Source organism: Pseudoalteromonas luteoviolacea (assembly GCF_021654285.1).
Classification (GTDB): domain Bacteria; phylum Pseudomonadota; class Gammaproteobacteria; order Enterobacterales; family Alteromonadaceae; genus Pseudoalteromonas; species Pseudoalteromonas luteoviolacea_J.
The window spans coordinates 1-24616 of the sequence record NZ_JAKFZS010000001.1; the positions used below are offsets into that span (position 1 = coordinate 1).

Annotated in this window: 22 protein-coding genes and 1 pseudogene; 9 read left to right on the top strand and 14 right to left on the bottom strand. The window is 42.7% G+C overall.

The window, feature by feature from the left end:
• Window positions 1–320: 320 nt before the first annotated feature.
• Together L1077_RS00005 and L1077_RS00010 are read right to left on the bottom strand one after the other, a co-directional pair.
• Complete coding sequence (locus L1077_RS00005) at window positions 321–659, bottom strand: hypothetical protein (RefSeq protein ID WP_237135056.1); 339 nt, start codon at window positions 657–659, stop codon at window positions 321–323.
• A gap of 137 nt (window positions 660–796) precedes the next feature.
• Window positions 797–1144: a hypothetical protein gene (locus L1077_RS00010; protein WP_237135057.1), complete on the bottom strand. Its 348-nt coding sequence runs from the start codon at window positions 1142–1144 to the stop codon at window positions 797–799.
• A 248-nt stretch (window positions 1145–1392) separates the two neighbouring features.
• Here L1077_RS00010 and L1077_RS00015 point away from each other — a divergent pair, with 248 nt between their 5' ends.
• Window positions 1393–2316 carry a DMT family transporter gene (locus L1077_RS00015; protein WP_237135058.1) on the top strand — a complete coding sequence of 308 codons (924 nt, stop codon included), beginning with the start codon at window positions 1393–1395 and terminating at the stop codon, window positions 2314–2316.
• On the opposite strand, the gene L1077_RS00020 is transcribed toward L1077_RS00015, so the two are convergent.
• The 9 genes and pseudogenes from L1077_RS00020 to L1077_RS00060 form a co-directional block, all read right to left on the bottom strand.
• Window positions 2306–2611, bottom strand: coding sequence for a DUF962 domain-containing protein (locus L1077_RS00020; protein WP_237135059.1), 306 nt, complete (start codon window positions 2609–2611; stop codon window positions 2306–2308). The genes L1077_RS00015 and L1077_RS00020 overlap by 11 nt on opposite strands.
• Before the next feature lie 57 nt (window positions 2612–2668).
• Entirely contained in the window at window positions 2669–5818 is a 3150-nt protein-coding gene (locus tag L1077_RS00025) for an efflux RND transporter permease subunit (RefSeq protein ID WP_237135060.1), read from the bottom strand.
• A 13-nt stretch (window positions 5819–5831) separates the two neighbouring features.
• Window positions 5832–7010 (bottom strand): efflux RND transporter periplasmic adaptor subunit, encoded by a 1179-nt coding sequence (locus L1077_RS00030; protein WP_237135061.1) that lies wholly within the window; start codon window positions 7008–7010, stop codon window positions 5832–5834.
• Window positions 7011–7275: 265 nt separating this feature from the next.
• The gene (locus L1077_RS00035) at window positions 7276–7629 is read right to left on the bottom strand and encodes a hypothetical protein (protein WP_237135062.1); all 354 of its coding nucleotides are present in this window, start codon (window positions 7627–7629) and stop codon (window positions 7276–7278) included.
• Window positions 7630–7793: 164 nt separating this feature from the next.
• A pseudogene (locus L1077_RS00040) lies at window positions 7794–8210 on the bottom strand (VOC family protein).
• Window positions 8207–8692, bottom strand: coding sequence for a GNAT family N-acetyltransferase (locus tag L1077_RS00045; RefSeq protein ID WP_063360604.1), 486 nt, complete (start codon window positions 8690–8692; stop codon window positions 8207–8209). The pseudogene L1077_RS00040 and the gene L1077_RS00045 overlap by 4 nt, the downstream one beginning before the upstream one ends.
• An 18-nt stretch (window positions 8693–8710) precedes the next feature.
• On the bottom strand, window positions 8711–9193 hold the full coding sequence (locus L1077_RS00050) for a GNAT family N-acetyltransferase (RefSeq protein ID WP_063360605.1): 483 nt from the start codon (window positions 9191–9193) through the stop codon (window positions 8711–8713).
• A gap of 156 nt (window positions 9194–9349) precedes the next feature.
• Window positions 9350–9802, bottom strand: a complete 453-nt coding sequence (locus L1077_RS00055; RefSeq protein ID WP_063360606.1) for a YaiI/YqxD family protein — start codon at window positions 9800–9802, stop codon at window positions 9350–9352.
• 81 nt (window positions 9803–9883) lie between these two features.
• Window positions 9884–11767, bottom strand: coding sequence for a methyl-accepting chemotaxis protein (locus tag L1077_RS00060; protein WP_063360607.1), 1884 nt, complete (start codon window positions 11765–11767; stop codon window positions 9884–9886).
• A gap of 84 nt (window positions 11768–11851) precedes the next feature.
• Between L1077_RS00060 and L1077_RS00065 the strand changes: the two genes are divergently transcribed.
• Together L1077_RS00065 and nfi are read left to right on the top strand one after the other, a co-directional pair.
• Window positions 11852–13021, top strand: coding sequence for a porin (locus L1077_RS00065; RefSeq protein ID WP_237135063.1), 1170 nt, complete (start codon window positions 11852–11854; stop codon window positions 13019–13021).
• A 138-nt stretch (window positions 13022–13159) separates the two neighbouring features.
• Window positions 13160–13831: a deoxyribonuclease V gene (nfi, locus tag L1077_RS00070; protein ID WP_237135064.1), complete on the top strand. Its 672-nt coding sequence runs from the start codon at window positions 13160–13162 to the stop codon at window positions 13829–13831.
• A 19-nt stretch (window positions 13832–13850) separates the two neighbouring features.
• Here nfi and L1077_RS00075 read toward each other — a convergent pair whose 3' ends face one another.
• The gene (locus L1077_RS00075; RefSeq protein ID WP_237135065.1) at window positions 13851–14636 is read right to left on the bottom strand and encodes an AraC family transcriptional regulator; all 786 of its coding nucleotides are present in this window, start codon (window positions 14634–14636) and stop codon (window positions 13851–13853) included.
• Window positions 14637–14761: 125 nt separating this feature from the next.
• On the opposite strand from L1077_RS00075, the gene L1077_RS00080 reads away from it, so the two are divergent.
• From L1077_RS00080 to L1077_RS00090, 3 genes are all read left to right on the top strand, one after another.
• Window positions 14762–15166 (top strand): hypothetical protein, encoded by a 405-nt coding sequence (locus L1077_RS00080; protein WP_237135066.1) that lies wholly within the window; start codon window positions 14762–14764, stop codon window positions 15164–15166.
• Between the two features lie 85 nt (window positions 15167–15251).
• A complete protein-coding gene (locus tag L1077_RS00085) occupies window positions 15252–15761 on the top strand; it encodes a GNAT family N-acetyltransferase (RefSeq protein WP_237135067.1) in 510 nt (169 codons plus the stop codon).
• A gap of 74 nt (window positions 15762–15835) precedes the next feature.
• Window positions 15836–20053 carry a DEAD/DEAH box helicase gene (locus tag L1077_RS00090; RefSeq protein ID WP_237135068.1) on the top strand — a complete coding sequence of 1406 codons (4218 nt, stop codon included), beginning with the start codon at window positions 15836–15838 and terminating at the stop codon, window positions 20051–20053.
• 56 nt (window positions 20054–20109) lie between these two features.
• Here L1077_RS00090 and L1077_RS00095 read toward each other — a convergent pair whose 3' ends face one another.
• Entirely contained in the window at window positions 20110–21291 is a 1182-nt protein-coding gene (locus L1077_RS00095; protein ID WP_237135069.1) for a hypothetical protein, read from the bottom strand.
• A 443-nt stretch (window positions 21292–21734) separates the two neighbouring features.
• Here L1077_RS00095 and L1077_RS00100 point away from each other — a divergent pair, with 443 nt between their 5' ends.
• The 3 genes from L1077_RS00100 to L1077_RS00110 are packed head-to-tail and all read left to right on the top strand — an operon-like array spanning window position 21735 to window position 23896.
• Window positions 21735–22055 carry a hypothetical protein gene (locus L1077_RS00100; protein ID WP_063360614.1) on the top strand — a complete coding sequence of 107 codons (321 nt, stop codon included), beginning with the start codon at window positions 21735–21737 and terminating at the stop codon, window positions 22053–22055.
• Window positions 22045–22293, top strand: a complete 249-nt coding sequence (locus tag L1077_RS00105) for a hypothetical protein (RefSeq protein ID WP_237135070.1) — start codon at window positions 22045–22047, stop codon at window positions 22291–22293. The genes L1077_RS00100 and L1077_RS00105 overlap by 11 nt, the downstream gene beginning before the upstream one ends.
• A gap of 4 nt (window positions 22294–22297) precedes the next feature.
• Window positions 22298–23896, top strand: coding sequence for a PepSY-associated TM helix domain-containing protein (locus tag L1077_RS00110; RefSeq protein WP_237135071.1), 1599 nt, complete (start codon window positions 22298–22300; stop codon window positions 23894–23896).
• 64 nt (window positions 23897–23960) lie between these two features.
• Here L1077_RS00110 and L1077_RS00115 read toward each other — a convergent pair whose 3' ends face one another.
• Entirely contained in the window at window positions 23961–24500 is a 540-nt protein-coding gene (locus L1077_RS00115) for a hypothetical protein (protein WP_063360617.1), read from the bottom strand.
• Window positions 24501–24616: the final 116 nt, after the last annotated feature.

Genomic DNA, 24616 nt, shown 5'->3' on the forward strand with positions numbered 1-24616 from the left:
GAAAATTTAATTTATTTTCAATTAAGCTTTCAGCTTGGCTTTAACCTTCACTTTGCTTCTTGCTTTTGTGCGTGTTGCTCCGTGTCAGTGGGTGCGCATTATAGGGACTTAAAATGTTTGGTCAAGCCTTTTTATAAAATTTTTTATACAAAGCAAAAGAGATAATTTGCGATTAAAAATGATTACGTCAACGTGGGTATATTATGAAGATATAAAGAGAGCTGATGTATATCAGTAGATAAACGAACGCAGGTGTCAGGCTGCGCGCACTATTCAGGAAACTTGCTATAAACAGCCATTATTATGGATTGCATTATCACTTAATGTCCAATCGCTGTGTCATAAAAGTAATGTTTACGTTTTAGTTTTAAGTCACCATTTGTGACGATCTCCATTGCTCCTTCATTATCTAAAGTAACATTGAAGTCTGTAATCCCTCTTTTAACATCTAGCTGCATTTCCAATTCAGCTGCTGACCACGACTGACCAAATCCAACTTGTAGGTCTTCTAAATGCTCAACCTCTTCAGACAGTCTATAAGCTGACCCTGGAAATATTTGCGTTAAAGTTAGCGCTAAAATTTGTTTTCCTTGGCACAAAAACGCAAACATTGGCGTTTTGGTTTTATTTATGAATGTAACTGTAACTTTTGCAGCCATAACGTTTCCCTCAAACTGAATAATCTATGTGCAACTATAGGGAGATTCAGATTAAATGCAATTACGGGGCATTACAGCTAGATAGTAATCACCTATTACGGGCTGTATTTTATCGAGTCACGAGTATTGTTTCGGTTTCAATGCAACACATCTTTCATTTCCCACGCGCCGTATTGATTTTTTATTAAATGGATATCTTCAACATCATCATCAATGATCAACTGCACAGAAGCCAGCATCCCCTCAATTGACATGACCCTTACATCCAGCATTGGCTTATTGTCTGTTTGCCCTGTGTCTCCATCTTTTTTATTCTCCTCGTTGTCGCCGCCCTCATCCTGCTCTTGCAAACTATTCGCAATTAAAGAACTAAAGTGGTTTCTTATGATTTGCTCGACTTGCAAGTGATCGTTAAATGAATTGGCTTTACTGACATTGCTGGCTAAAAGTGAACTCAGGAACATCACTCTCATTAATAACGCCATATTATTTCCTTTATTAGTCTGCCCAGCTATGCGCATAGGCGCAATTGTAATAAACTCGTCCCTGTTTACTTTGTACTCTACACTGACTTGCTTTTTGTACTTATGATTTTATGAAACTAGAACCAAGATATTCTTATAGAAAATAAAATTATAAAAATCAAAATCTTAAATTCAGTCATAATTCAATATATACACAAGTAGTGCATCACAGTGTGTTGCTTATTATGTTGCAATGAACGAGGAAATTAATGTCTACCGCGGTTTTACAAAACACTTCAAAGAATACAACGATCGTTTTAGCGCTTATCATGGCAATGCTCGTATGGGGTTCAAGTTGGATATCTGGAAAAATTATTGCAGATATGGCGCCCGCTGAAATCACAGTATTTTATCGTATCGCACTGGCTACCATTAGTATGGCACCTATTTTATTTCTAATGCATAAATCTCAGTTGCACAAACTTGCATTCTCTCGTAAAGCCCTATTATGGTCCATTCCGGCTGGTTTATTGATGGCCGCCTATAATCAATTCTTCTTTTTAGGATTGCATGACGGATTACCGGGCAAAGGAGGCATGCTTGTCACCACAACCAACCCTATATTTACCATTATTCTCAGCACATTGATTTTACGTAGCACACTGTCTAACACACAACTCACAGGTTGTATATTGGGAGTCGTTGGTGGACTCTTTATGATTGAAATTTGGCTTTTTGATGTCGCTCAAATACTGGCATCAGGAAACGCTTACTTTTTACTGGCCTCGTTAACATGGGCTTTTTTAACCCTCATCAGTAAACAAGGCACTAAATTTAGTGACTTTCTCACGTTCAGCACATTGATGTATTTTTGGGCAATGCTTTTGAGCTATCTATTCGCATATGACTTATCTCCAATCAGTAATATAGCAAACTATTCAAGTACCTACTGGTACCATATGCTGTATTTGTCAATTATTGTGGTTAGTATCGCCACCAGCATTTTCTTTTTTGCCACTCAGCAATTAGGACCGAGTCGTTCTAGCTCATTCATTTTCATTGTGCCGGTTACTGCTATGGGCATGTCTATTTGGTACTTCGACGAGCACCTAAGTTTAACCATGTTTTGTGGCGCATTATTGGCTCTAAGCGCCGTTTATTTGCTAAATAAGCCCACAAAACTTAAATCGTAATTTTTCGGGTGATGATATCTTTGAACATCACCCAATCTGCGAAAAAGCTGTAGAGTGGATATTGAAAAGTTGCTGGCTTGTTATGTTCATAAAAAAAATGCCCAAACCACGCAAATCCATAGCCACATATTGGCAACGCCAATAAGAGTGCCCAATATTGCGTGATTAACATAGCAATCAATATCGCTATAACCAGCGAAGAACCAACAAAATGCATTCTGCGGCAATGCGTGTTTTGATGCTCTTGCAAATAAAACTGATAAAACGCTTGGAAGCTCTCAAATTTTCTAGCCATTCTCATGCCCCATTAAAATATAAAGCTCACATAGTGAGCTTTATATTTAATCATCAATTATGTCTTTTCACTATCACTCAACCACTTTTGCCGTGAAAAAGTTGGGTAAAAGATTGGAATGATAATAAGCGTTAGGAGTGTTGAGCTCACCAATCCCCCAATTACAACTGCTGCAATTGGCTTTTGTAGCTCAGCCCCCACACCATGTGATAACAGCATAGGAATAAGGCCTAATGCTGAGGTAATAGCAGTCATCAACACTGGACGTATACGCACACTTGCACCACTTAACACCGCACCATAAATATCTTTATCACGTCCTTGTTTATTAATGCTCTCTACCATCACGACCCCATTTAAAATAGCCACACCAAACAAGGTAATAAATCCCACGGAACTAGCAACTGATAGATAGAGACCAGAAAAGTAAAGCGCACACACCCCACCGACAACGGCGAGCGGGATGGTGAGCAATATCAATAAAGCCTGCCTGACTGAACGAAAGATGCAAAACAGCATTAAGCTGATTAATATCAATGATAAAGGCACTATCATAAGTAATTTCTGTTGAGCACGCTGCTGACGCTCAAACTGTCCTCCAATCACGACTGAGTAACCAGCAGGAAGTGCTACTTGCTCTGCTACTTGCTCATAAATATCAGAGACAACACTGCCCATATCTCGACCCTCTATATTCGCCTCGATAACGACACGTCTTTGCACATCGTCTCGCCTAATTTGTGGTGTGCCTGTCGTTATTGCCACATGAGCCACATCACCAAGCCGCACCCATTCTCCACTCGGTGCAACTAATATTAAATTTGATATTGCTTGGGGGTTGTTACGAAATACTTTGTTTAAACGCAGGTATATGTCGTATCGTTCATTACCATTGACAATTTGGCCCACATGCTGGCCTCCGACACCTTCATTAACCACTGACATAATATCTGACACTGTCAAATTAAATCTCGCTAGCGCCAGACGGTCTGGGGTGATTAAAAGTTGCGCCTCACCATTAACTTGTTCCATCGCGACATCTACAGCCCCCTCGATTTGTCGAATAACGGCCTCCACTTCCGTTCCCTTTTGCGCCAGAACATCTAAATCAGGCCCCATTAATTTAATTGCCAATTGCGCTTTGACACCCGATAGCAGCTCATCAACCCGCGTTGCTATTGGCTGAGAGAAGTTAAGTTGTATGCCCGGAAACACCGCTAGCTTATGCTTCATGAGTGCTTGAAGTTCAGTGCGATTGGATGCACTTTGCCACTGATTAATTGGTTTAAGCCCAATATAAATTTCGATATTATTAACCGGTTCTGGGTCCCCGCCAATTTCCGCTCGGCCAATTCGACTAAGTGCATAAGTAACTTCAGGTATCTCTAGTAAGTACGCTTCAATTTTTGGCGCAACCTCAAGCGCCGTTTCTAAACTGGCCGATGATGCAAGCGTAACACGTAAATTAATCGTGCCTTCTTCTAACTCCGGCGCAAATTCAGTACCTAATTTAGTCGCTAAAAAAGCGCTTAGACATATCAAGCTAATTACAGCGACTATGAAAGCTTTACGCTTATCCATCGCTTTAACCAAACACGCTCGATACATAGCCTCTAATCGAGCCGCAGCTTTATTAGGTCGAATGGCTATGCCACTTCGATAAGCAATACAGGCAAGCGCTGGAACAAAGATCAAGGCAACGATAACAGCAAAAGCCACCGCTAACATGATGCTAATGGCCATAGGTTCGAACATCCGAGCTTCAACGCCCTCGAAACTGAACAATGGCATAAACACCAGCAAAATAATTAATGAAGCAAAGAAAATAGAATGTGTCACTTCTTTAGCTGCAAAGGATACGATAGATAACACACTATTATGTTTATCTTTAATATCATTACCATTCGCTTGAAGCTTTCGAACAATATTTTCAACCATCACTACCGAGCCATCTACTAACATACCAATGGCAATGGCTAACCCACCCAATGACATTAAATTGGCTGAGATCCCAAGCCACGTCATTGTCATTAGCGCCATACCTATCGACAAGGGAATGGATATCAGCACTAATAGCGCCGCTCTTAAATTGAATAAAAATAACGTCAGTACAAGACTGATAAATATAAATGCAAGACCCAATGCGCTAGCAACCGTTTCCACCGCCTTATCTACTAAGTCACTCTGATCGTAAAATGGCATAATTTTTACGCCTGTCGGTAAGGCTTGCTCTAAACGCGCTAATCTTTCATAGATAGCATCAATGGTTTCTTTACTATTGGCACCTGTACGCTTGAGTACAATCCCTGACACAACCTCACCCATCACCTCTACTTCACCAAGGTTATTTCGCCGAGTCATCGTCACCGCACCTTGTCGAATTTCGGCGCCGAACTGAACATCTGCAACGTCGCCGACATGTATCACTGTGCCCTCAATGACTTTAACTGGGACTTTACTAATTTGCTTTAGCCCTTTCTCACCACTGGCAAACCAACCAGCCCCTCGGATCACTAACTGTTCCTGCCCTCTCTCCATATACCAGCCACCAGCATTCACATTATTCTTTTCCAATGCGGTTTGAATATCTGACTGCCTGAGTTCGTAGGAAAGTAATTTTTGCGGGTTAAGGTTCACTTGGTACTGCTTCACCTCACCGCCAAATGACAATACATCGGTCACGCCATCAACTGGCATCAGTATCATTTTTACCAACCAGTCATTTAAACTTCTCAGTGCCATAGTGTCGTAACCAGAGTCAGGCTCCGATACGATTAAATATTGAAATATTTGACCAAGACCTGAGGTGTTTGGGCCTATCTCTGGTATGCCGATACCAACGGGGATCTGCGCTTTAGCCTCTTGCAACCGTTCAAAAACAAGCTGTCTAGCAAAATAAATATCAACCCCTTCTTTAAAAGCAACAGTCACGCCTGACAGCCCCGTTTTTGATGTAGAACGTACTTGGGCAACATCCGGTAAAGCATACATCACAGCTTCAATCGGGTAAGTGATCAACTGTTCAACTTCATCTGCACCTAGCCCGGGCGCTTCCGTATTTATAACTACCTGAGTGTTTGTTACATCTGGAAAAGCATCGAGAGATAGCTTTTGTGTCACAGTAATGCTTGCAAGCAGCAACGCGAGTACACCAACGAGTATCAAATAGCGGTTATTCACTGACCATGAAATCATATAATTCAACATATTCGAGCTCCCATCAGTGGTTATGCGGGTCAAAGTTACTTTTGGCTAGCTCTGAGGCAATAAAAAATGCACCTCTAACCGCTAATCGACTGGGGCTGTCTAAGCCATAAATCACACGTTGTTTTCCAACTTGAGCACCTAAACGTATCTGAACAGGTTTCAATGCACCATCGCTCTGTTCCACAAACACAACCCAATTTTGTGCTTGGTCTCTGACCACCGCAGACTCTGGCACCAGCATAGCTTGAGCTGTTGAGTGCATTGTTAACTGCACCTCAACAAACATACCTGCATGTAACACATCACCTTTGTTATCTACTGATAATCGGATCACCTTGGTACGAGTAATGGGGTCGATTGTATGAGTTTGTTGGATCACCTCGGCAGCGTACTTTCTGTCTTTAAACACCACTTCAGCTTGGTCTATATTGTGTGGCTCTATATCAGCCTGAACGGGTAACTTAGCCTCCACCCACAGTGTACTTTCATCCGCTAGCATCATCAGCGCATACCCTGCTTCAACTCGTTGCCCTTGTGAAAAGTCGTCATCGAGCACCACCCCAACTTGCTGCGCAATCAAGGTGTATTCACCCAAGGTCTCATTCGCTAAACTATGTAAGCTTTTAATCGCAGTACCACTTAACCCCAGAGCAATAAGCTGACCATAGGCTGCATCAAAGCGGGTTTTTCCTGCTAGCTTTTCACTTTCACTAACAGCGGTTCCTGTCAATTTCGCCATTCTCAACCACTCACTTCTCGCCAACCGATATTCAGCTTGCGCGCTGGCCACCTCTTGACTAAACAAAGTCACCAATTTTTGACCTTGTGATACTTTATCTCCCAATGTGACATGGCGATTTACCACAACAGAATCAGTTCTAGGAGAGACTATATAGCTGGTATAGCCGTTTGCTTTCACTTCAGCTGACGCAGATTGAGTTAATTGGTAGTTTGTTTTTTTAACTTCAGCAATTTCAATACCCACGATACGACGTTGTGCTTCATTGAGTACCGCATATTCATTTGTATGTTGATGAGTATTCCCTTTGCCTTGGTTTACATCGACGTGATGAGAATGCTCATCCTCTTGATGGCCATGATCATGACCTGCAGTTAATGCGCACGCAGAAAAACTAAAAAATCCGCTAAGAATTCCCACGACCAATACATATCTTATATTTAAAAAGTTCATAATTTAAACCTCCATCTATCCTCCAATACGCTCAACTCACTCTGGTATTGGATGATAAAAGCCACGCACCAGTTCGCTGCCTACCTACCAAACGGTATACATACTGATGTGAGGCATAACGCAATATGCTGATTGCGTTAAAACTATGTTTGTCATTTGTACACATGTCACAATGCTCAGCAAACATGTGCTATGAACAAACGCCTAATTAATGGCTCACTAAACACGCCCTAAATTCAAAGCGATTGAGTGAAAAAAAGGGGATTTAAGAATAGATTGGAGGTTTGTATTTCGATTCCGCCCTTCTGCGGATACGTGTATCAGGTGTATTCACCACAACCAGTGAAGTCATGACTGTGGCATCCTCTTGCCAGTGTCGGCTAAGCCAAGAGGTATGACTGCCAGAGCAATGACCACAGTGATGGCAATCCTGAATGGCATGACCATGCTCATCGAGCTCTACTGTATTGGTCACTTGCAGATCATGTTGATGAGAATGTGTAGACTGAAGGTGCTTTACATCAACTAAATGTACATCGGATAGAGATGCCACAAAAGACACCGACTGCAATGCAATCACGGTCACGAGCACCCAATAAGCCAATATCCGACAATTCAAATCTAGCACCTTAGCATGATAAATGAGCCGTCAATATAATCATTGGTGGAATTAAAGTCAATCAAGTCAAGACTAAAAAAACAAACCTAAGCCATTGTTATGTAATAACATTGTTGATTTTAATTGTGATTAACCGGACAATAATAACTGTTAAGAGTGGTTGTTCAAAGTTCGTTGTACCACACGAGCCCTTGATATGGCTTGGCTTTTAAACTACCAAGACGACTTTGCAATGACCCCACATGCAATTCCAACTTATGTCCATCTGGGTCAAGAATATAAAGCGACTCACCTTCGCTGCGATTCTCTTGCCAAGTCTTTATATTAAGCTATGACATTTTATGACGGAAGTTCGTTAGCTCAACTTGATCTACACTCAAAGCAATATGGGTATTGTCACCTTGAGTACTTAATGGGCTATGTTTGTCACACAAAGACAAACATAGCCACAAATCACCCTGTGATAAATAGGCACCATTTTCCCAACGCACATGGGCTTTAGCGCCGAGTAAACGATAGAATTCAATCGATGAAATAAGACCTGATACTGACAAAGTAATATGATTTACACCCGTTATCATACCGGCAAACTCAGTGATTTTTTCATCACAAGCACATGATAGCCCTTTGAATGTGTCTCAAACATTGGTTCAAAGCCCAATTGACGATATAAACCGCCATCTAATCGCTCTGTTTGCAAGTAGAGCGTGTTTATCTGCGCTAATTTCGCTTGCGACACCACATAAGACATCAGCATTTTACCAATCTGCATGCCTCTCATTTGCGCGTCCACATACACTCCACCAACCCAATGTTCATATTGTGGGTAGTCATCCATTTCACGAATTTTTAGCTCCGCAGCCGCCACCAACTGGCTACCCATCATCGCGATAACAACTTTGGGTAACGCGTTTCGATTTAATGAATTGTGTAGTTTTTCGGTTATCTGCGCTAATGTGTAGCGACCACTTTGCTCACACCACTCTGAGTAATACCAACGAGCTACTGTCGAGAGGTATTCAGGTTTATCTGCTAAATAATAAAACACTAATTCCTTGTTCAAGGTTTACTCCTTCTATTTTTATGCAAGCCACTTATACATGATGTAACTATCAACAAACCCCAATTGAGGGTGACGATAAGCGTTCGGAATAGTACCGATGATCTCATACCCCAACTTTTTCCAAAGCGAAACCGCAATTTCATTACTCGAAACAACTGAGTTAAATTGCATCGCCTTAAACCCAAGCGCCAAAGCTTGTACCTGTGAGTGCTCACATAATTTTCTTGCTAACCCCTTACCACGCGCTTTCGGTGAAACCATATAACCACAATTGCAAATATGGTCACTGGGGCCCATCGCATTGGACTTAATATAATACGTCCCTAATACTTGTTCATTTTCAACATACGCAAACGCTTTTAATGGCTGCGCACACCAAATTTGGTAAGCTTCTTCTTGTGACATATTAGGATGATATGCATAGGTTTCTTGTTGTAATATAACCTCTTTAAACACAGGCCAAAATGCCACAAAGTCTTGCTGTGTCATCTCTCTTATCATATTACTCTCCTTCGATAGACTATGTGCCCTTTATTGGTTGGACATCTTACTTTACAAAAAGTGAACCGAAGATCAATACAAGTATGGGGATTAAAGAGGGTGGATGGATGGATAAGAAGAGTAAGCCTGCATCATCAGCAGGCTATAAAGCGAATTTTACTGTGTTTTGTGTTGCTGCAGCCACCGGTCTAAACAATTTGCAAATTGCTGTTTCTCACTTTGGCTCAAAGGCGGCGGCCCACCGGTTTGAACACCACTACTTCTCATCGTATCCATAAAGTCACGTATATTTAAACGCGCACGAATATTTTCAGTGGTATACATTTCACCTCGAGTGCTTAGCGCAAGCCCGCCCTTTTCTATGACTTCTGCCGCGAGAGGGATATCACTGGTGATCACCAAGTCACCTGCGTTCATACGCTTTACGATTTCATTATCTGCAACGTCAAAACCCGCACTCACCTGCAGCTTGCAAATATAAGGAGACGGTGGCGTTTTCAAATATTGATTTGCCACCAAAGTGACCGTCACCTGAGTGCGCACCGCTGCACGAAACAAAATCTCTCGAATTACGACAGGGCACGCGTCTGCATCTACCCATATGGCCATGATTTGCTCCTACAATCACTGACTATTTCAACTGAGCAAAATCATACGTGCTTTTGCTTCAGCTGAAAACATCTCACCACACTATAAAGTAAATTTAGACAGGAGTACCTCTTGCTCATGTGATTGCTCAGCCAGCTCTTGGCTCGCTTCATATTGCTGACTAGAGAAATTATCAACCTCAACGCTAATATCATTGATATTCGCAGTGTTTTTATTTATCTCTTCAATGACAACGCTTTGCTCTTCAATCGCAGTCGCAATTTGAATATTACGATCCATGATGTCTTTTACCGACTCAGAAATTTCATTCAGCATTTGCGTCGCATGCTCTGTTTGCTCAACACATAACAAAGTTTTATCTCGACTTGCCCCCATGGCATTTTGCACCTGATTTGACGATACCTGTATTTGTTCAATCATGCTTTTAATTTCGGTTGTCGACTCTTGCGTTTTGGTGGCAAGCGAGCGTACTTCGTCGGCCACAACTGCAAATCCTCTGCCCTGCTCACCGGCTCTTGCAGCTTCAATCGCCGCGTTAAGCGCAAGCAAATTTGTTTGCTCAGCAATCCCATTTATGACCGATAGAATATTTTCTATACTATGGCTGTATTCAGCAAGTTGCGTACTCATCGCATGAGACTCATTTATCTCCTCAGATAACGCTGAAATCTCTTTTTTCGTTTCTAAAAATACTTGCTGTCCATCTCGGGTTTTGTCATTCACTGTTGTAATAGAGCTGGCTGCATTTTGCGCACTGCCCGCTATCTCGCCGGAAGTTGTACTCATTTCATGCATAGCAGTTGCCAAACTTTCCACGAGCCCAACCTGCTCTTGCAAACGCGAGCTTGATTGCGTTGCCAATTCTCGGGCTGCTTGACTGCTCGACACCACCATGTCTGTTCCATGTTTTATTTGTGAAACGAGCTGATGGAGTGACCCTAAGAATATATTAAACTGCTGCGCCACCTTGCCGCACTCATCATCATTTTGAATGGTTAAACGCTGAGTCAAGTCACCACTACCCGATGCGATGTTGGTAATGGCAGCTTCTAACTCTTTTAATGGTTTTAAAAGGTGTATAGCGAGCGTTCTGATTGTTAATGACCCTAACACAACGGCAATGATTGCCAAAACAATCGTATTCAATGTCATCTTGTTGAGCACTTGATAGACTTTGTCTTTATCAAGCATCACAGCCAAATACCATGCATTACCATATTGATCATCCAGCGGGTAGTAATACATGATTTTGTCTTCACCACCGACTTCCACTTCAATCACTGTTTTTGACTGAGCCAACGACAAGTTGGGCGAGATGTCACGTAATGTCTTACCGTTTAAATCTTTTTGCTGATGCGAAATGATTTCACCTTGCTTATCCACTAAGAATGCAAATCCAGTTTCGTCAAAATCAACCGCATTGATACTATTTGCAATGGTCGTCAGGCTCAGGTCTCCACCGATCACGCCCTTAAACTGGCCTTGATAATTAATAGGGGACACGACCGAAAGTAATAGTTCACCCGTCGCGGCATCCACATAAGGGCTGGTAAATACCGTTTTGCCTTTTTGTTTTGCCAATGAATACCAAGGTCGCTGGCGAAAGTCCACGCCAGGTGGATTCTGACGATTTGGATTGTTCGACCTAAGCCCAGTTTCCGTATCCACAGTACCAAACGCCAACAAAAATGAGGTGCTAAAGTAAGGCGTGTTTAACGCTTGCTGAAAATTTTCGACACTAAAATCAACATCTAACTGTGTCTTCACTAAATGTACTTGTGAGGCTTTTTTAGACAGCCAGTTATTAATGCTGATTGCCAGCAGCTGAGTTGTGTCTCCCACATACGCAGCCGTTTTTTGCTTCATTGAATCATTGATAAACCAGTAAGTAGAGCCGCTGAATACAATAATGATGATAAACACCACCAGCGCAGAAGCGACTGAAAACTTGGTTCTAATCTTCATAGTTACTCGCCAGAAAAAAAATCAGTCAACATCGCAAAGTGTTGTCTATAATTCGCTTTATCGCAACTAATTGGTTTAAAGACTATGAAAACAGCGAGCCGTTCTTTATTTGCTCTTTTGCTATCAACGTCATTTGCATATCCGGTGATTGCAAATGATAACCGTCCCGTCACCATGGATGACATTAAGGCACTTGAAGCCCAGCTTGCGGAACTCAAACGACGATTTACAGCGCAGCACCCAGAACCTGAAAAACCAGCAGACACCAGACAATCCACCGCCACTGCCAAGGCAACAACAAAGCCTGTACCTAAAGTGGCAGAAAAACCTGTTACGCACAAAATCGATGTCTATGCGACCATGCGACCAACCTATGGACGCATCGAAGACAATGGGGAAGATACATACGATGTGCGTGACGCATTATCCCACGCAGGGATCAAGGCCACCCACAGATTTAATGATGACTGGGCCGCAGAACTGCATGGGGAGTGGAGTATCGACATTCAAAATACAGGTGAGTTTGGCCGCTCTCGTCGCGCCTACACCGCCCTAGTAACACCGGTTGGGCGCTTTGGTATTGGTAAACAACGACCAGCGCAATACTTGTTCATTGCCGAATACGTCGACATTTTTAATCATGCTAATAGCCCTTATGCCTATGATAACGAAAGCCTATTTTTCGTTGATAACTTGTTGAGTTACCGCCTTGACAGTGGTCCTATTACTTTCGTAGCTGTTGCACAGTACGATGGAGCAAATAACGAAAACTATGCAGACTTGTTCAATGCTGGTGTCAGCTATGACAAAGATGGATTGCATGCTGCAATCACCTACCAAATGAATGATGTCTACGACCAGCAAGTCAGGCAAGGAGAAAACGCCATCTGGGCAGGCTCCTTAGCCTATGATTTTACAGACCGCTTTTACGCTGCAGTTGCCTATCAAGATAAAACATATGAAAGAAACAACATCGCAGACAGAGATGGCTCAACGCTTGATCTCTCCTTTGCGTATAAACTGACAAAATTTTATAAGCTAAAAGCGGGCTTTTTCGATTTTGACGACGGCTACAGCGATAATGACCCAGCCAATCAGAGCTACGATGGTTACAACGTCACTTTAGAATGGATGCCAACGCCACCGCTGCGCGTACACCTTGAGTACCTCACCAAATCGTATACAAACGACCAAGATTTTGACTCTTTGTCAGTTGGCTTCAGATATGACTTTAGAACGTCGATAAATTACTAGAACCCAAAGAGCCTCTGTTACTCACGATACAGAGGTTCTTTTATCTATTCATAGATCAAAAAAGTCACATAAACTATTGATAATCATATTTTACGCCCCATCATAATCAAATCATCAATACCAACTTAAATCATCAGCATGTTCCAATACGACGCACCCACAACACAAGAAGACGCATTGCAAATTCAAACATCTTTAGCCAATACCGTCATTATGACTGATCAATTCAATGAGATTGATACAATCGCAGGCGTGGATGTTGCCTATGATGAAGATAATAACCAAGTGGTTGGCGCTGTGGTGCTATTAGACGCAAAAACACTGCAAGTTATCGAGTCATGTAGTGTGGTAGAGACCATCAGCTTCCCTTACATTCCGGGGTTATTTTCTTTTCGTGAAATCCCCCCGTTAATCAATGCCATAAAAAAACTTTCGATGATGCCAGATTTAATCGTCTGTGATGGGCAAGGCATCGCGCATCCTAAGCGTTTTGGTATGGCAAGCCACCTAGGTGTGCTGTTAGATATTCCCACTATAGGGTGTGGTAAAACCAAGCTGATCGGTGAGTATGAAACACCGGGTTCATGCAAGGGCAACATGTCTGATTTAATGCATGATGAGACTCTTATCGGCAAGGTGCTGCGCACGCAAAAAGATATCAAACCGGTTTTTGTCTCGGTGGGGCATAAAATAAGTATTGAAACGGCTGTGCAATGGATTGAAAAACTCACTCCCAAATACCGCTTGCCTGAAACGACACGACAAGCAGATCAACTGGTTAATCGCAGCTTAAAAGCACTGAAGGCTTAAACGCCCATAAATTAGTACACTAGCGCTTTTGACTTTTTCGCCATGCCGCGGGCGTTTGGCCAATATATTTTTTAAACTGGCGAATAAAGTGGGTGGTATCACTCCACCCAAGTGTTTCTGCTAATTGACTGATAGGCTGCGAAGTATGCAGCAGTTGAGTACACGCCTGCGATAAGCGCTTTTGTGTGATCCATTGACCAACCGTATGCCCCGTTTCTTGTTTAAACAGTTGAGCAAGATAAGGAGGCGACACATGAACCGCCTCACTTACTTCATTGAGTCCAATCGAACGCAAATAGTTGGTTTGTATGAACGCGAGCGCCCTTTCAACTTTCTCATTATACTGAGGCGAATTTGCGCCACACGAGACAGCCAGACTGAGTTCACTCAACAACAAGACAACAAAGCTGCGCTGCACTTCAAGGCTCAATTTTTGTTGCTGAGCCGCAATCAACTCATAAAATAGAGTTGTAATGAAGGCATGCCGGTCCAGGCTCGCCGCTTTCACGGGCAACACGCCTTTTTTGACCAACTCAAAAGGCGCCAGTAAATCACTGTCGGCTAAACCCAAGCAATCAGGACAAAAACTCAGCCATAAAACCTGCAGATTTTCACCTGTTAACAGCGTATGAGGAACTCCCGGCGGTACAATATTAAATGAGCCAGGCTTAACGTGAAAAGGCAGGCGATGGGCAATGGTCATTTCACCAGATACGATAAAAGTCAGTACGCATTCCGCATGTGAGCCATGCTTTTGCTCTGTTAGCGTCTCAAAAAACACCTCGCCAGCGGCCAATGCATGCATACTGTTACTCCACTTTCTGAAAGCTTAAAAAAAGCCGATTTTTACTAAATTCTATCAATTATCGTCCAATACATTTAGCTCTAGAATAGCCCACATATTAAAACACGCATATTTAGAGGTATATTATGGTTGACTCTCCAATGACAATAAACTTTTCCATTGCTTTGATGGGACTGACATTACATATTCTGATCTGGGAAAAGCTGCCTGATTGGGGAACGTGGTTTAACACGCTCGTCGATAAACTCCCTAAACCACTTGCTTACCTTTATGAAGCATGGCATTGCCCATACTGTTTTGGTTTTTGGGTCGCCTTAGCGCTGCATGCACTCACTCAGCAAGCAACCTTACCCGCGCTGCAAAATATGCCTGACTTTTTAGGGGTAACAGCACTGCCTATAGCCTGGTTTTTGGATGCATTAGTGACCGCCCTATTCATTTACATAGGCAGCCTACTATTAAAAGCCCTCGCAGGTCCTGCACTCACAGGTCACCAAAAAATGTTGGCGTTTAAGCAATCTCAACAATAAGTGCATTAGAGTCAGAAAGTAACTAACCTTTATTAATAAACCAAGCTTGCGGCACTGATACTGCCGCTTTTGGGGAGCTAAACCGATGCCCTCTTTATTCACTACACAAAGACTCTGTATATATCATTGCCAATCTTTATTATCAAAACCAAATCATGCTCAGCAAATTACGCGCATACTCACCCCTGCTGTCACTGCATTTTTACCTAAAGAGTGGCAATCACCGCCGCTAGATGAGCACGCAGTGCAATGGCTCAGCGACAAGCTAAAAGAAGCAGATATATTCATTGCGATGGGCAAAGAAACCGCACTCAAAGACCGTCCTCTGCCAATTGGATTAGCCATAATGCACCGCTCTGGTGACACAGCACACATAGGGTATTTGATCGCTAAACAGGCTTGGGGACAGGGCTTTGGCAGCGAGCTTTTGTCTGGGCTAATGACGTATTTATCAGATACCTGTGCCATCAAAACAGTGTATGCTGGAGTAGACCCGCATAATAAAGGCTCTGTTCGTGCACTTGAGAAGTGCCAATTTCATCTCGATACGACAGCGAAAGACGGGCAAAATGCCTTTTATGTCTATCACTTTTAGTCCTTCATAAAGCTTGTGACATTGACGACCATTTGGTACTTTCCCTGCGTCAGTCTGTACGCTTAGGAATACTCTTGCACTCACTTAATCGCCCGCTCACTCTCACAACAGATAGCAATGTCATCATAGAGCGACTCTATCAAGACTATTTAGCACTTGATGAAGACTACCAAACACTGGTGCAAGTGCTTGCAGTGGTTTTTAAGTCGGCGTCTACCATAAAAATAAAGCAAATATTAAAGCGTTTAACAGAGCAAAAAGTCATCGCACAAGGTAGGCCTGTTTCTGCCCTCAGCTCAGAACTGACAACCCTATTAGAAACAAAGCGGCTGGCTATTGTTGAGCACCTCAATGTACGGATAAACCCACTTATCGCTAACCTTGCGACACAGCATGCACAAAAGCTTGGGCGATTGTTACCGATATTAAAATATGCAGAAGAGTTTATCCCTGTGCTCAATGCCTACGAGTGGGAGCGAGACCCAGAAGATGAAAATCGTCTCACTCGCGACTTTTTGTTACTTGGCCAGCTACCTAAAGCAAAAGCACGATTGGCTTTTCACAAAAACCCGCAAATAGTAAACATGCAAAACAACAGTGCACTGGTACAGTTTGTTTTTTTCCCATTCCAACTGGATACGTTTGCTGAGTTACCAGAAGACATGCAATACCAAGCATTTGCAACATTACTTGCGAACCAAAAACAGTTTGGTATCAATAACCATGTTGCGCTTGAGCTGCTTATTCAAGCGCAAAAGCACTGCCCAAATAATAGAAACTTGCGCTTTTTGCTCAGTGAAACCTTGTTACTCGATAACCACGTAGACCAAGCACAACAATTAATAAAGCCCAACGATATAACCAGTTATGCACTGCAGCTTAAAGCTAGCTTTTTACTGCTTAACAACCAAAGCGAGCATGCATGTCAGCAATTTAATAGTGCGCTTCAAGCACAGCAAAAATATTCCAAGAAGAAAGCACCCTATTTAGACGGTATTTTTGGCTGGCTCCACCTCATTGCCCTTTTAGCGTCAGCGTCAAGTAACAATGATCATACTCAGCAAGCCATGTCCCTTGCCAGTAATCAGCTATCCGACAAAAAAGGGAATAAAACGAATTACTATGTTGGCCAATTATTTGAGTGCTTGAGTGAGTCTTTATTGACTGCGGCCCCCTTCATTAGCCAGTTTGTAGAGCATGAACGGGACTTGCAAAATCGTCCTTTGGATTATTACGCTTGTCAGCTCTTCTCAATGTTGGCGCTGCACTGGTGTAAGCAATCGCTCAATGAGCAACATCTCGAAAGACTGCAAGCATGCCGCGCTTTTTTTAGTAACGCGACACTGGGCTTATTTACCGACATTACCGATCAGTTATACACCTCTGTGACGAATGAAGATAAAGAGAGTGGGCTGAGTCTTAACTTCGCAACGCTGATTCAACAGCAGTCTGAATGGGATCTCGCCCTAGATAGATTGCTCGCGCTTGCGCCAAAAGAAACCTTATCAGATGACGCTGACTCAACTGCCAATGAACGTTTGATTTGGCTACTTGATATCACCAATGGTAAAGCTTCGTTTCAAGCAAAAGTGCAAAAACGCCAACCTAATGGTTGGAGCAAAGGCAAAGCCATGCCGCTTGAGACGCTATATCAAAATCAACAAGATTTGACCTATTTAACGGCATCAGATTTGGCCGTTATCGATGCCATGTCCATCGACAAATACTGGCAAGACACCACCTATCACCTCAATAGCGTTGAAGCGCTTCGTGCGGCAGCACTCGCACCCAATGTATTTACTGCCAACGATTTGAACGAACCTCTGGACATCATCGAGTCTCCAGCACAACTCGCCATTACAGCATGTGGGGAGCAACTGTTGCTTAGCTTGACTGATTTACCCGAAGATTTTGCAAAGTACTCAACGGTTTATGCCATAAAGCACATTACATCGCATCAATATGCATTCACTTACTTTGATAAGCAACACCTTAAAATTGCGCACATCATTGGTGAAAATGGCTTGCTTATTCCAAAACACGCCAAGCCAAAATTGATTGCCAGCATCGCAGCTATTGCGCCGCTACTGAATATCGCCTCTCAAGTAAGCGACATAGAGATCGGGTTAGAAACGGTTGAGCCGCAAGCTCATCTCATCATTAATGTTAGCCCTTATCAACAAGGACTTGAGTTTCACTGCCTGAGTATGCCGTTTGGTGATTTGGGACCCGCATTCCATCCAGGTGTTGGCAATGCCAGTATCAGTGCTGAAATTGAAGGTAAGCGCATCGCCACGAAACGTAACTTAGCCCAAGAGCAAGATCTGCTCGACAGCTTAGATGCTCACTGTCCTGCCTTTTTAGCCATGGCTGATAACCGCTTGTGCATTGCTGATTTACAGGATGCTCTATGTGCCCTTGAACAGTTAGAGCTGGGCTTGCAAAGCTCGCCGCCCTTACAGGTTAAAATTCGTTGGCCCAAAGGGAAAAAGGTCAATTTATCGAAACCTTTGGAGTCACAACATTTACAATTGGCCATTTCTAAGAAAAACCAGTGGTTTGACTTAAATGGCGAGCTAAAAATTAATGACCAACAAGTCATCGAACTTAAAGAGCTGCTAAAACTGGTTGAGCAAAGCCATGGCCGATTTATTGAGCTCAGTGGACAGCAGGTCGTGGCACTGTCTCACGCCCTGCATGAAAAGTTAGTACAGCTCAATCAAAGTACCGAGCAAGGTCGCTTTCACCCGCTTGCCAGCCCTATCGTCTCTGAGGCTGTTACGGGTATGCGCATGAAAACCCTGCCAGCTTGGGAAGAACAATCACAAAAAATGCACCAGGCCAATACGCTTAAAGTAACCCCACCAGCTGACTTAAACGCAACCCTTCGCGATTATCAGCATACGGGTTTTGATTGGGCCATGCGCCTAGCACATTGGGGAGCAGGTGCGTGTCTTGCCGATGATATGGGTCTAGGTAAAACACTGCAATCTCTGGCTGTGCTACTCGCAAGGGCAAAAGAAGGGCCAAGCTTAATCATAGCCCCGACTTCGGTGTGCTTTAATTGGCAGCAAGAAGCAACGAAATTTGCCCCCACACTCAGTTTAAAAATACTGTCACAATATGGTGCCGGTGACGCCCGAGTAGCATTGTTTGCGCAACTCAAAGCACAGGATGTCGTGATCATCAGTTACGGATTATTGGTGCGCGACATTGAACTGCTCAAAAGTATTAATTGGTCTTGTATCGTGGCAGATGAGGCACAAGCCATCAAAAACCCGCTGTCACAGCGCGCCAAAGCAGCTTGTGCACTCAAAGGGCAGTTTAAAATGATCACCACAGGCACGCCTATTGAGAATAACTTGGTAGAGTTATGGTCATTATTTCGCTTTGTTAACCCTGGACTATTGGGTAATCTCAAGCGCTTCTCTGAACGATTCATCCAACCCATAGAGAGCAAAGAAGACAAACCAATTGCGGCGCGCTATGCACAGCAAAACTTAAAAACCTTGTTGCAACCGTTCATTTTAAGACGCATGAAACATCAGGTACTAACGGAGCTGCCACCACGCACCGAAATCAATGTCCCGATCCAACTTAGTGATGAAGAGCACACCCTCTACGAGGCACTGCGTCAAAACGCCATTGCCAATATCGCACAGGCCAATGAGCAACAAGATTCGGGCTCTCAACACCTTGCGATGTTAGCTGAGCTCACCAAACTGCGCCAAGTCTGCTGTAACCCCAATTTAGTAGCCCCTGAATTGGGGCTAAGCAGTGCCAAATTAAATAAATTAGATGAGCTGTTACAAGAGTTGAAAGAAAATGGCCACAAGGCTTTGATCTTCAGTCAGTTTGTAGGCCATTTACAGCTGCTAGCGCAACACTTGAAGACACGCGGCGTGAATTATCAATACCTAGATGGTTCGACGCCTGCGGCGCAGCGCCAAGCACGTGTTAATGCATTTCAACGCGGTGAAGGTGAGGTATTCTTAATTAGTCTCAAAGCCGGCGGTTCAGGGCTTAATCTCACGGCCGCGGATTATGTGATCCACATGGATCCTTGGTGGAATCCAGCGGTTGAAGCACAGGCATCAGATAGAGCACATCGTATTGGACAATCTCGACCTGTAACCATTTATCGCTTGATCGCACAGCAAACTATAGAGGAGAAGATCATTGCCATGCATGAGCAAAAGCGCGACTTAGCGCAGCAGCTATTGAGTGGCCAAGATACAACTTACAAACTCTCAGTAAAAGAAGTGCTAGAACTACTGAAAGATACCCTCTAAGACCCTTTCAGTATACGCTTTGATAGAGCAGGCTGTTGCCTGCTCTTATCTGACATTTATGGATATGTCACCGTCAATGGAGTAAGTTTTAAAGTGCCATTGAATGAATCATATATCCCGGTCATCGCAATGCTGCTCGCTTTGTTTTTCACTTGATACTGTGCTTCGGAGTAGCCATTATTCAGTGCGTCTTCAAGGCTGCCAAGCGGATTTCTTTGTATTGCGAAGTTATACAAAAGGTATGTATTGTAATCACGTACGAACGTACCATGACTTAGAAATTCACCATGCTCTACTGGGATATCCCATGCAATAGTCGACTTCATTTTGCCCGTGTCTGCGTCCACGCTATGGCTTAGCGTCATAAATTGTGACAAAAAAGCTTTACTATTTGGGTGTAATGCACCTAACTGAAATAGCTCAGACACACCTGCATTCCATAAGCCAATGTCTGTTGCCATCACCTTCATATCCGAGGTTATGTCTTCCTTATAAAGGATAGATGAAACATAGCCATCTAAAGTCAATTGACCTTTAAATGGCAGCGCAATACCCATTGTATCCCATCGTGCATCATCAGCCCTTGGGTGCTCATAAATAGAATAATCACAATTGTAATAACGACTATTAAGACAATACACAATGTCGTTTTCACCATGCTGCGTTTCCAAATCACTTGGGTGTGCGATAGTTAATTGATAAGGCAAAGTAGTGTCAGACTGATGATTAACTAGCTCTAATAAAGCTTGCTTATCATACGTTATTTCACTAATACGGTCTTCCTCTACACCATTAACGTTATGAAGGCTGATCAACCATATTGCGAGTTCCCCCACCTGATTTAATATCGCCGGTACTTCTGAGAGCGGTATGTTGATAGCCCATGCAAAATTATTTTGACGCTCTGAACCATATACTTGGCCACACATTAAAGTGTGATCACCCCAATACACGTCAGCATATGCATATGTCAGTCCGTCACCACCAGCAAAGCGGGCCGTCAGGTTTTTCCCGCCCCCGCTTTCGGTGATGTCAAAGCCCAAAAATCTTACACCCGATTTCTCACTAGACTGCGTGTTAGCAGTATTGGTTAACATACTGTCATGTCGAAATTGCTTTGACTCAGGCTGCATTGCCCCCCTTGGTCCACACATATTATCTACCTGTATGACCCTTGATTGTCCAAATGCCGAAAAGCAAAGAGCAAATAATAACAAAATACCCTGTAAATATTTCATGTTCAGATCCTTGTAAATATTACGATTAAATATATCTGCGCAATTATCACTCAACTCACGCTTATATAGCCTATCTCTTTAATTAAAACAAAACACCTAAAATTTACACAAAATACACATTTAAATTAATACTATTCTACTAAAACGCACTTTACCTAATGATTAAGTGTAATATTTTTGTAATAGACTTGATTGGGAATGTATAGATAATCAGCAAAACAACATTTACAAACGGCTAAATTGTGATCATGCATACCATAGGTATCATCGGAGGTGTTGGACCCAGCGACCCCAAAACAAGAACACGGTGGCCTTTATCATTGATTTAAGCCCTACCAATTGCCCGATTTAGCTCTGATTGTAAGATCTTCATACTTTTATTGTTGAAATTTGATTCACTTATTGAAACAATAAACAACAAAATAACAATGATTTTTATTTACATGAGCTTTCTCGCTATTATCCCCATATGGGCAGCTTCTATCCTGTTGTACCTGTCTAGCCCAAAACAGCGCTTAATGGCAAAGCCGCTGAATAAACCCGTCGGCTACCTGAGTGCGATAGCACTGTATGTAGTTGCAAATGGCCTTTTTGCAAATACCTTCCCACTTGTATCAGCACTTTTAGCGAGCATTGTGGTACTCATGTTGGGGCTGGTATCCGTCACAATTTTATCAGGTAAATCCAAACGTCTGTTTATGTCTGTATCGGTTTTACTCGTTGTACTTTGTACAACAGTGGGAGGAACGATTTATGTGGCCTAAAACCATTCTTGGCTTTTTTGCCGGGTTATTTATTTCAATTTCATTGGCCCTCAACACCAACTTGATTTTACCCTTTGCTGAAGATACCCGGCTACTCATAGGACTCATTTTAGGCTTTCCTATTTGGGCTGGAATTATGGTGTGGGTCTATGCATTTGATACCACACTCAAAGCTGCAAAACATGTGTTTTTAGTTCTGCTCCCATCTGCACTCCTTAACGTTATTTTACTGGTATAACACGATGAAAAACCAAACTTTAAAGACACTCACCAATGCACACGCTTGGATTGGTCTCATCATTTCATTTGTTTTGTTTATCGTATTTATTGCCGGATCAATTAGCCTGTTTAGAGCGAATATCGACACCTGGGAAAAAGTCTCTTTGATAGGTGAGCATGCGCCGCATAGTAAAGGTGTGTCCTATGATGCCGTGCTCGCTAAACTCGATGAGCAATATCACGTAGATACGCACCATGGCTTCTATTTATACGAGCCATCAGAGCGAAACCCATTCGTTCAAGTCTACTTTGCCGTTGAGCTTGATGAACCACACCCAGAAACCGGCGAAGATCACCAAGACATGTACTTATTGCTCGACCCAATAACAGGTGATGTGATTGCCGACGCCAATGACTTTCAATACGCCAATTTTGTATACCATTTACACTATGATTTAGGCCTCGGGCGCATTGGCTTATACTTTGTCGGTATTATTACCCTATTCTTTTTTGTCGCCCTGCTCAGCGGTGTCGTGATCCATTGGCGCAAATTGTTTAAAAACTTTTATCAATACCGCTTTGGCGCAAACAAAGATAAATGGCTTGATGCACATAACTTGATTGGCACCATGGGCTTGCCATTTCATATCATGTACGCATTCACAGGCCTGGTCTTCAACCTGGTGATCATCTACCAAATCTCGTACGCACTTATTTTGTATCAAGGTAGTCAAGAAAAAGTACTCCAGGCCGCTGGGTTTAATGAGCCTCACATTGAAGAAGCTGACAAACGCATGCCGATGCAAGGCATTGATGCACTATACCCCAGAGCCATGGAAGAAATGGGGGATGTTACGCTCAGGCTGATGATGATAGAGCATTTTGGTGATGAGAATGCTGTATTAGTGTTTATGGCCAAAAGCAATGACGAGTTCTCTAACGAAGTAGATGTACGTTATACCCTTAAAGATCAGCAGCAAATATATATCACCACTGACAACTACGACAATAACTTGCGTGGTGGTCTTGCAACGATTGCCAGCTTACATTTTGGCGACTTTGCTGGTTATGGGATGCGTATTGCCTTTTTCATTCTTGGGTTAGCAACCGCGTATGTGATCATTACTGGTAATCTCATGTGGATCAGCAAACGCGCCAAACAAAAGAAACAAAGCAAACGTAGTCTTAACTTTGTTACTCGCTTAACCTCGGGGGCATTTATCGGTTGCATGGCTGCTATTGCCTTAGGCGCTGTTGCAGCAAAAGTCATCCCACTTGACCTAGCAGGCCGTATGACCAGTATTCAAGCAATCGTGTATATTAGCTTTTTCATTAGTATCATTGCGTCGCTGTTCATCAAACAACAACCTATGTTCTGTCACTACACCTTGAAATTATCAGGACTGTTGTACGCCTTGGCTGCACTACTCAATATGCCAAATTACCTGCAATTTGGTAATGTGTTATCAAACATGGTATTGGTGGATCTTGTGATAGTTGATGTGATGTTAATCACGATTGCCAGCTTATGTTGGTATGGCGCGTTGAAGTTTGCGAAGAAAACGGAGCAAGCACAACAGGATATTAGCCAGCCTGACGCTGAGTTAAGTACTGCACCATAACCATGACCTACGCAAGGTAGCCCAGTTTAACAGCTGGGCTTTTTAATTAAGTGGGTCACTTTGATTACTCACATTTTTGATTCATGTTATCTGCGTTTAATTCTGCCAATAACTTCCATGAACTGGTGGTCACTAAGGCTAGTGTCCATATGACCAACCCCACAACCAAATATAACGCCTTCTCAATACCAAGAAATAACAGCACTGCAACAACGCCGAACATCAAGTAAGTTAACATCGAAAGTAAGTAGATTTTACTCGCACCAGAGACCTGTACGGCATAGTCACACTTGTCTTTCAGTTCGATCTGTAGGCCTCTTGTAGTAATAACAAATGCGTAGAGTGCAACTAAAAATAACGGTATGGTGGTGCCCAATAGACCCGCTTTAGGGATAATAAAAATGAGTGCAAATATCACCAGAAACAAAAAGGCTTTAAAGGTGTGCTGTGCCAGTCTTTTTACTCGAACAAACTCAGGATGATTTAGCAACTCATGACGCAAAGATAAACTCACGAAAAGCAAGCCTGCAAACGTTGCACTGACTTGTGACAAGACGGAGTAAAAGTCATGCCAAGTCTCTATAACGGAATTAAAATCTACCACACTACTTTCCTTAATAATTCAGGCTATTAATTGCTTATTTTTACACAATCCTAAAACAAAAAAGAGCAATAAAAAGCCAGTAGACGAAGTAATTCAGTGATTTATATAAATAGCAG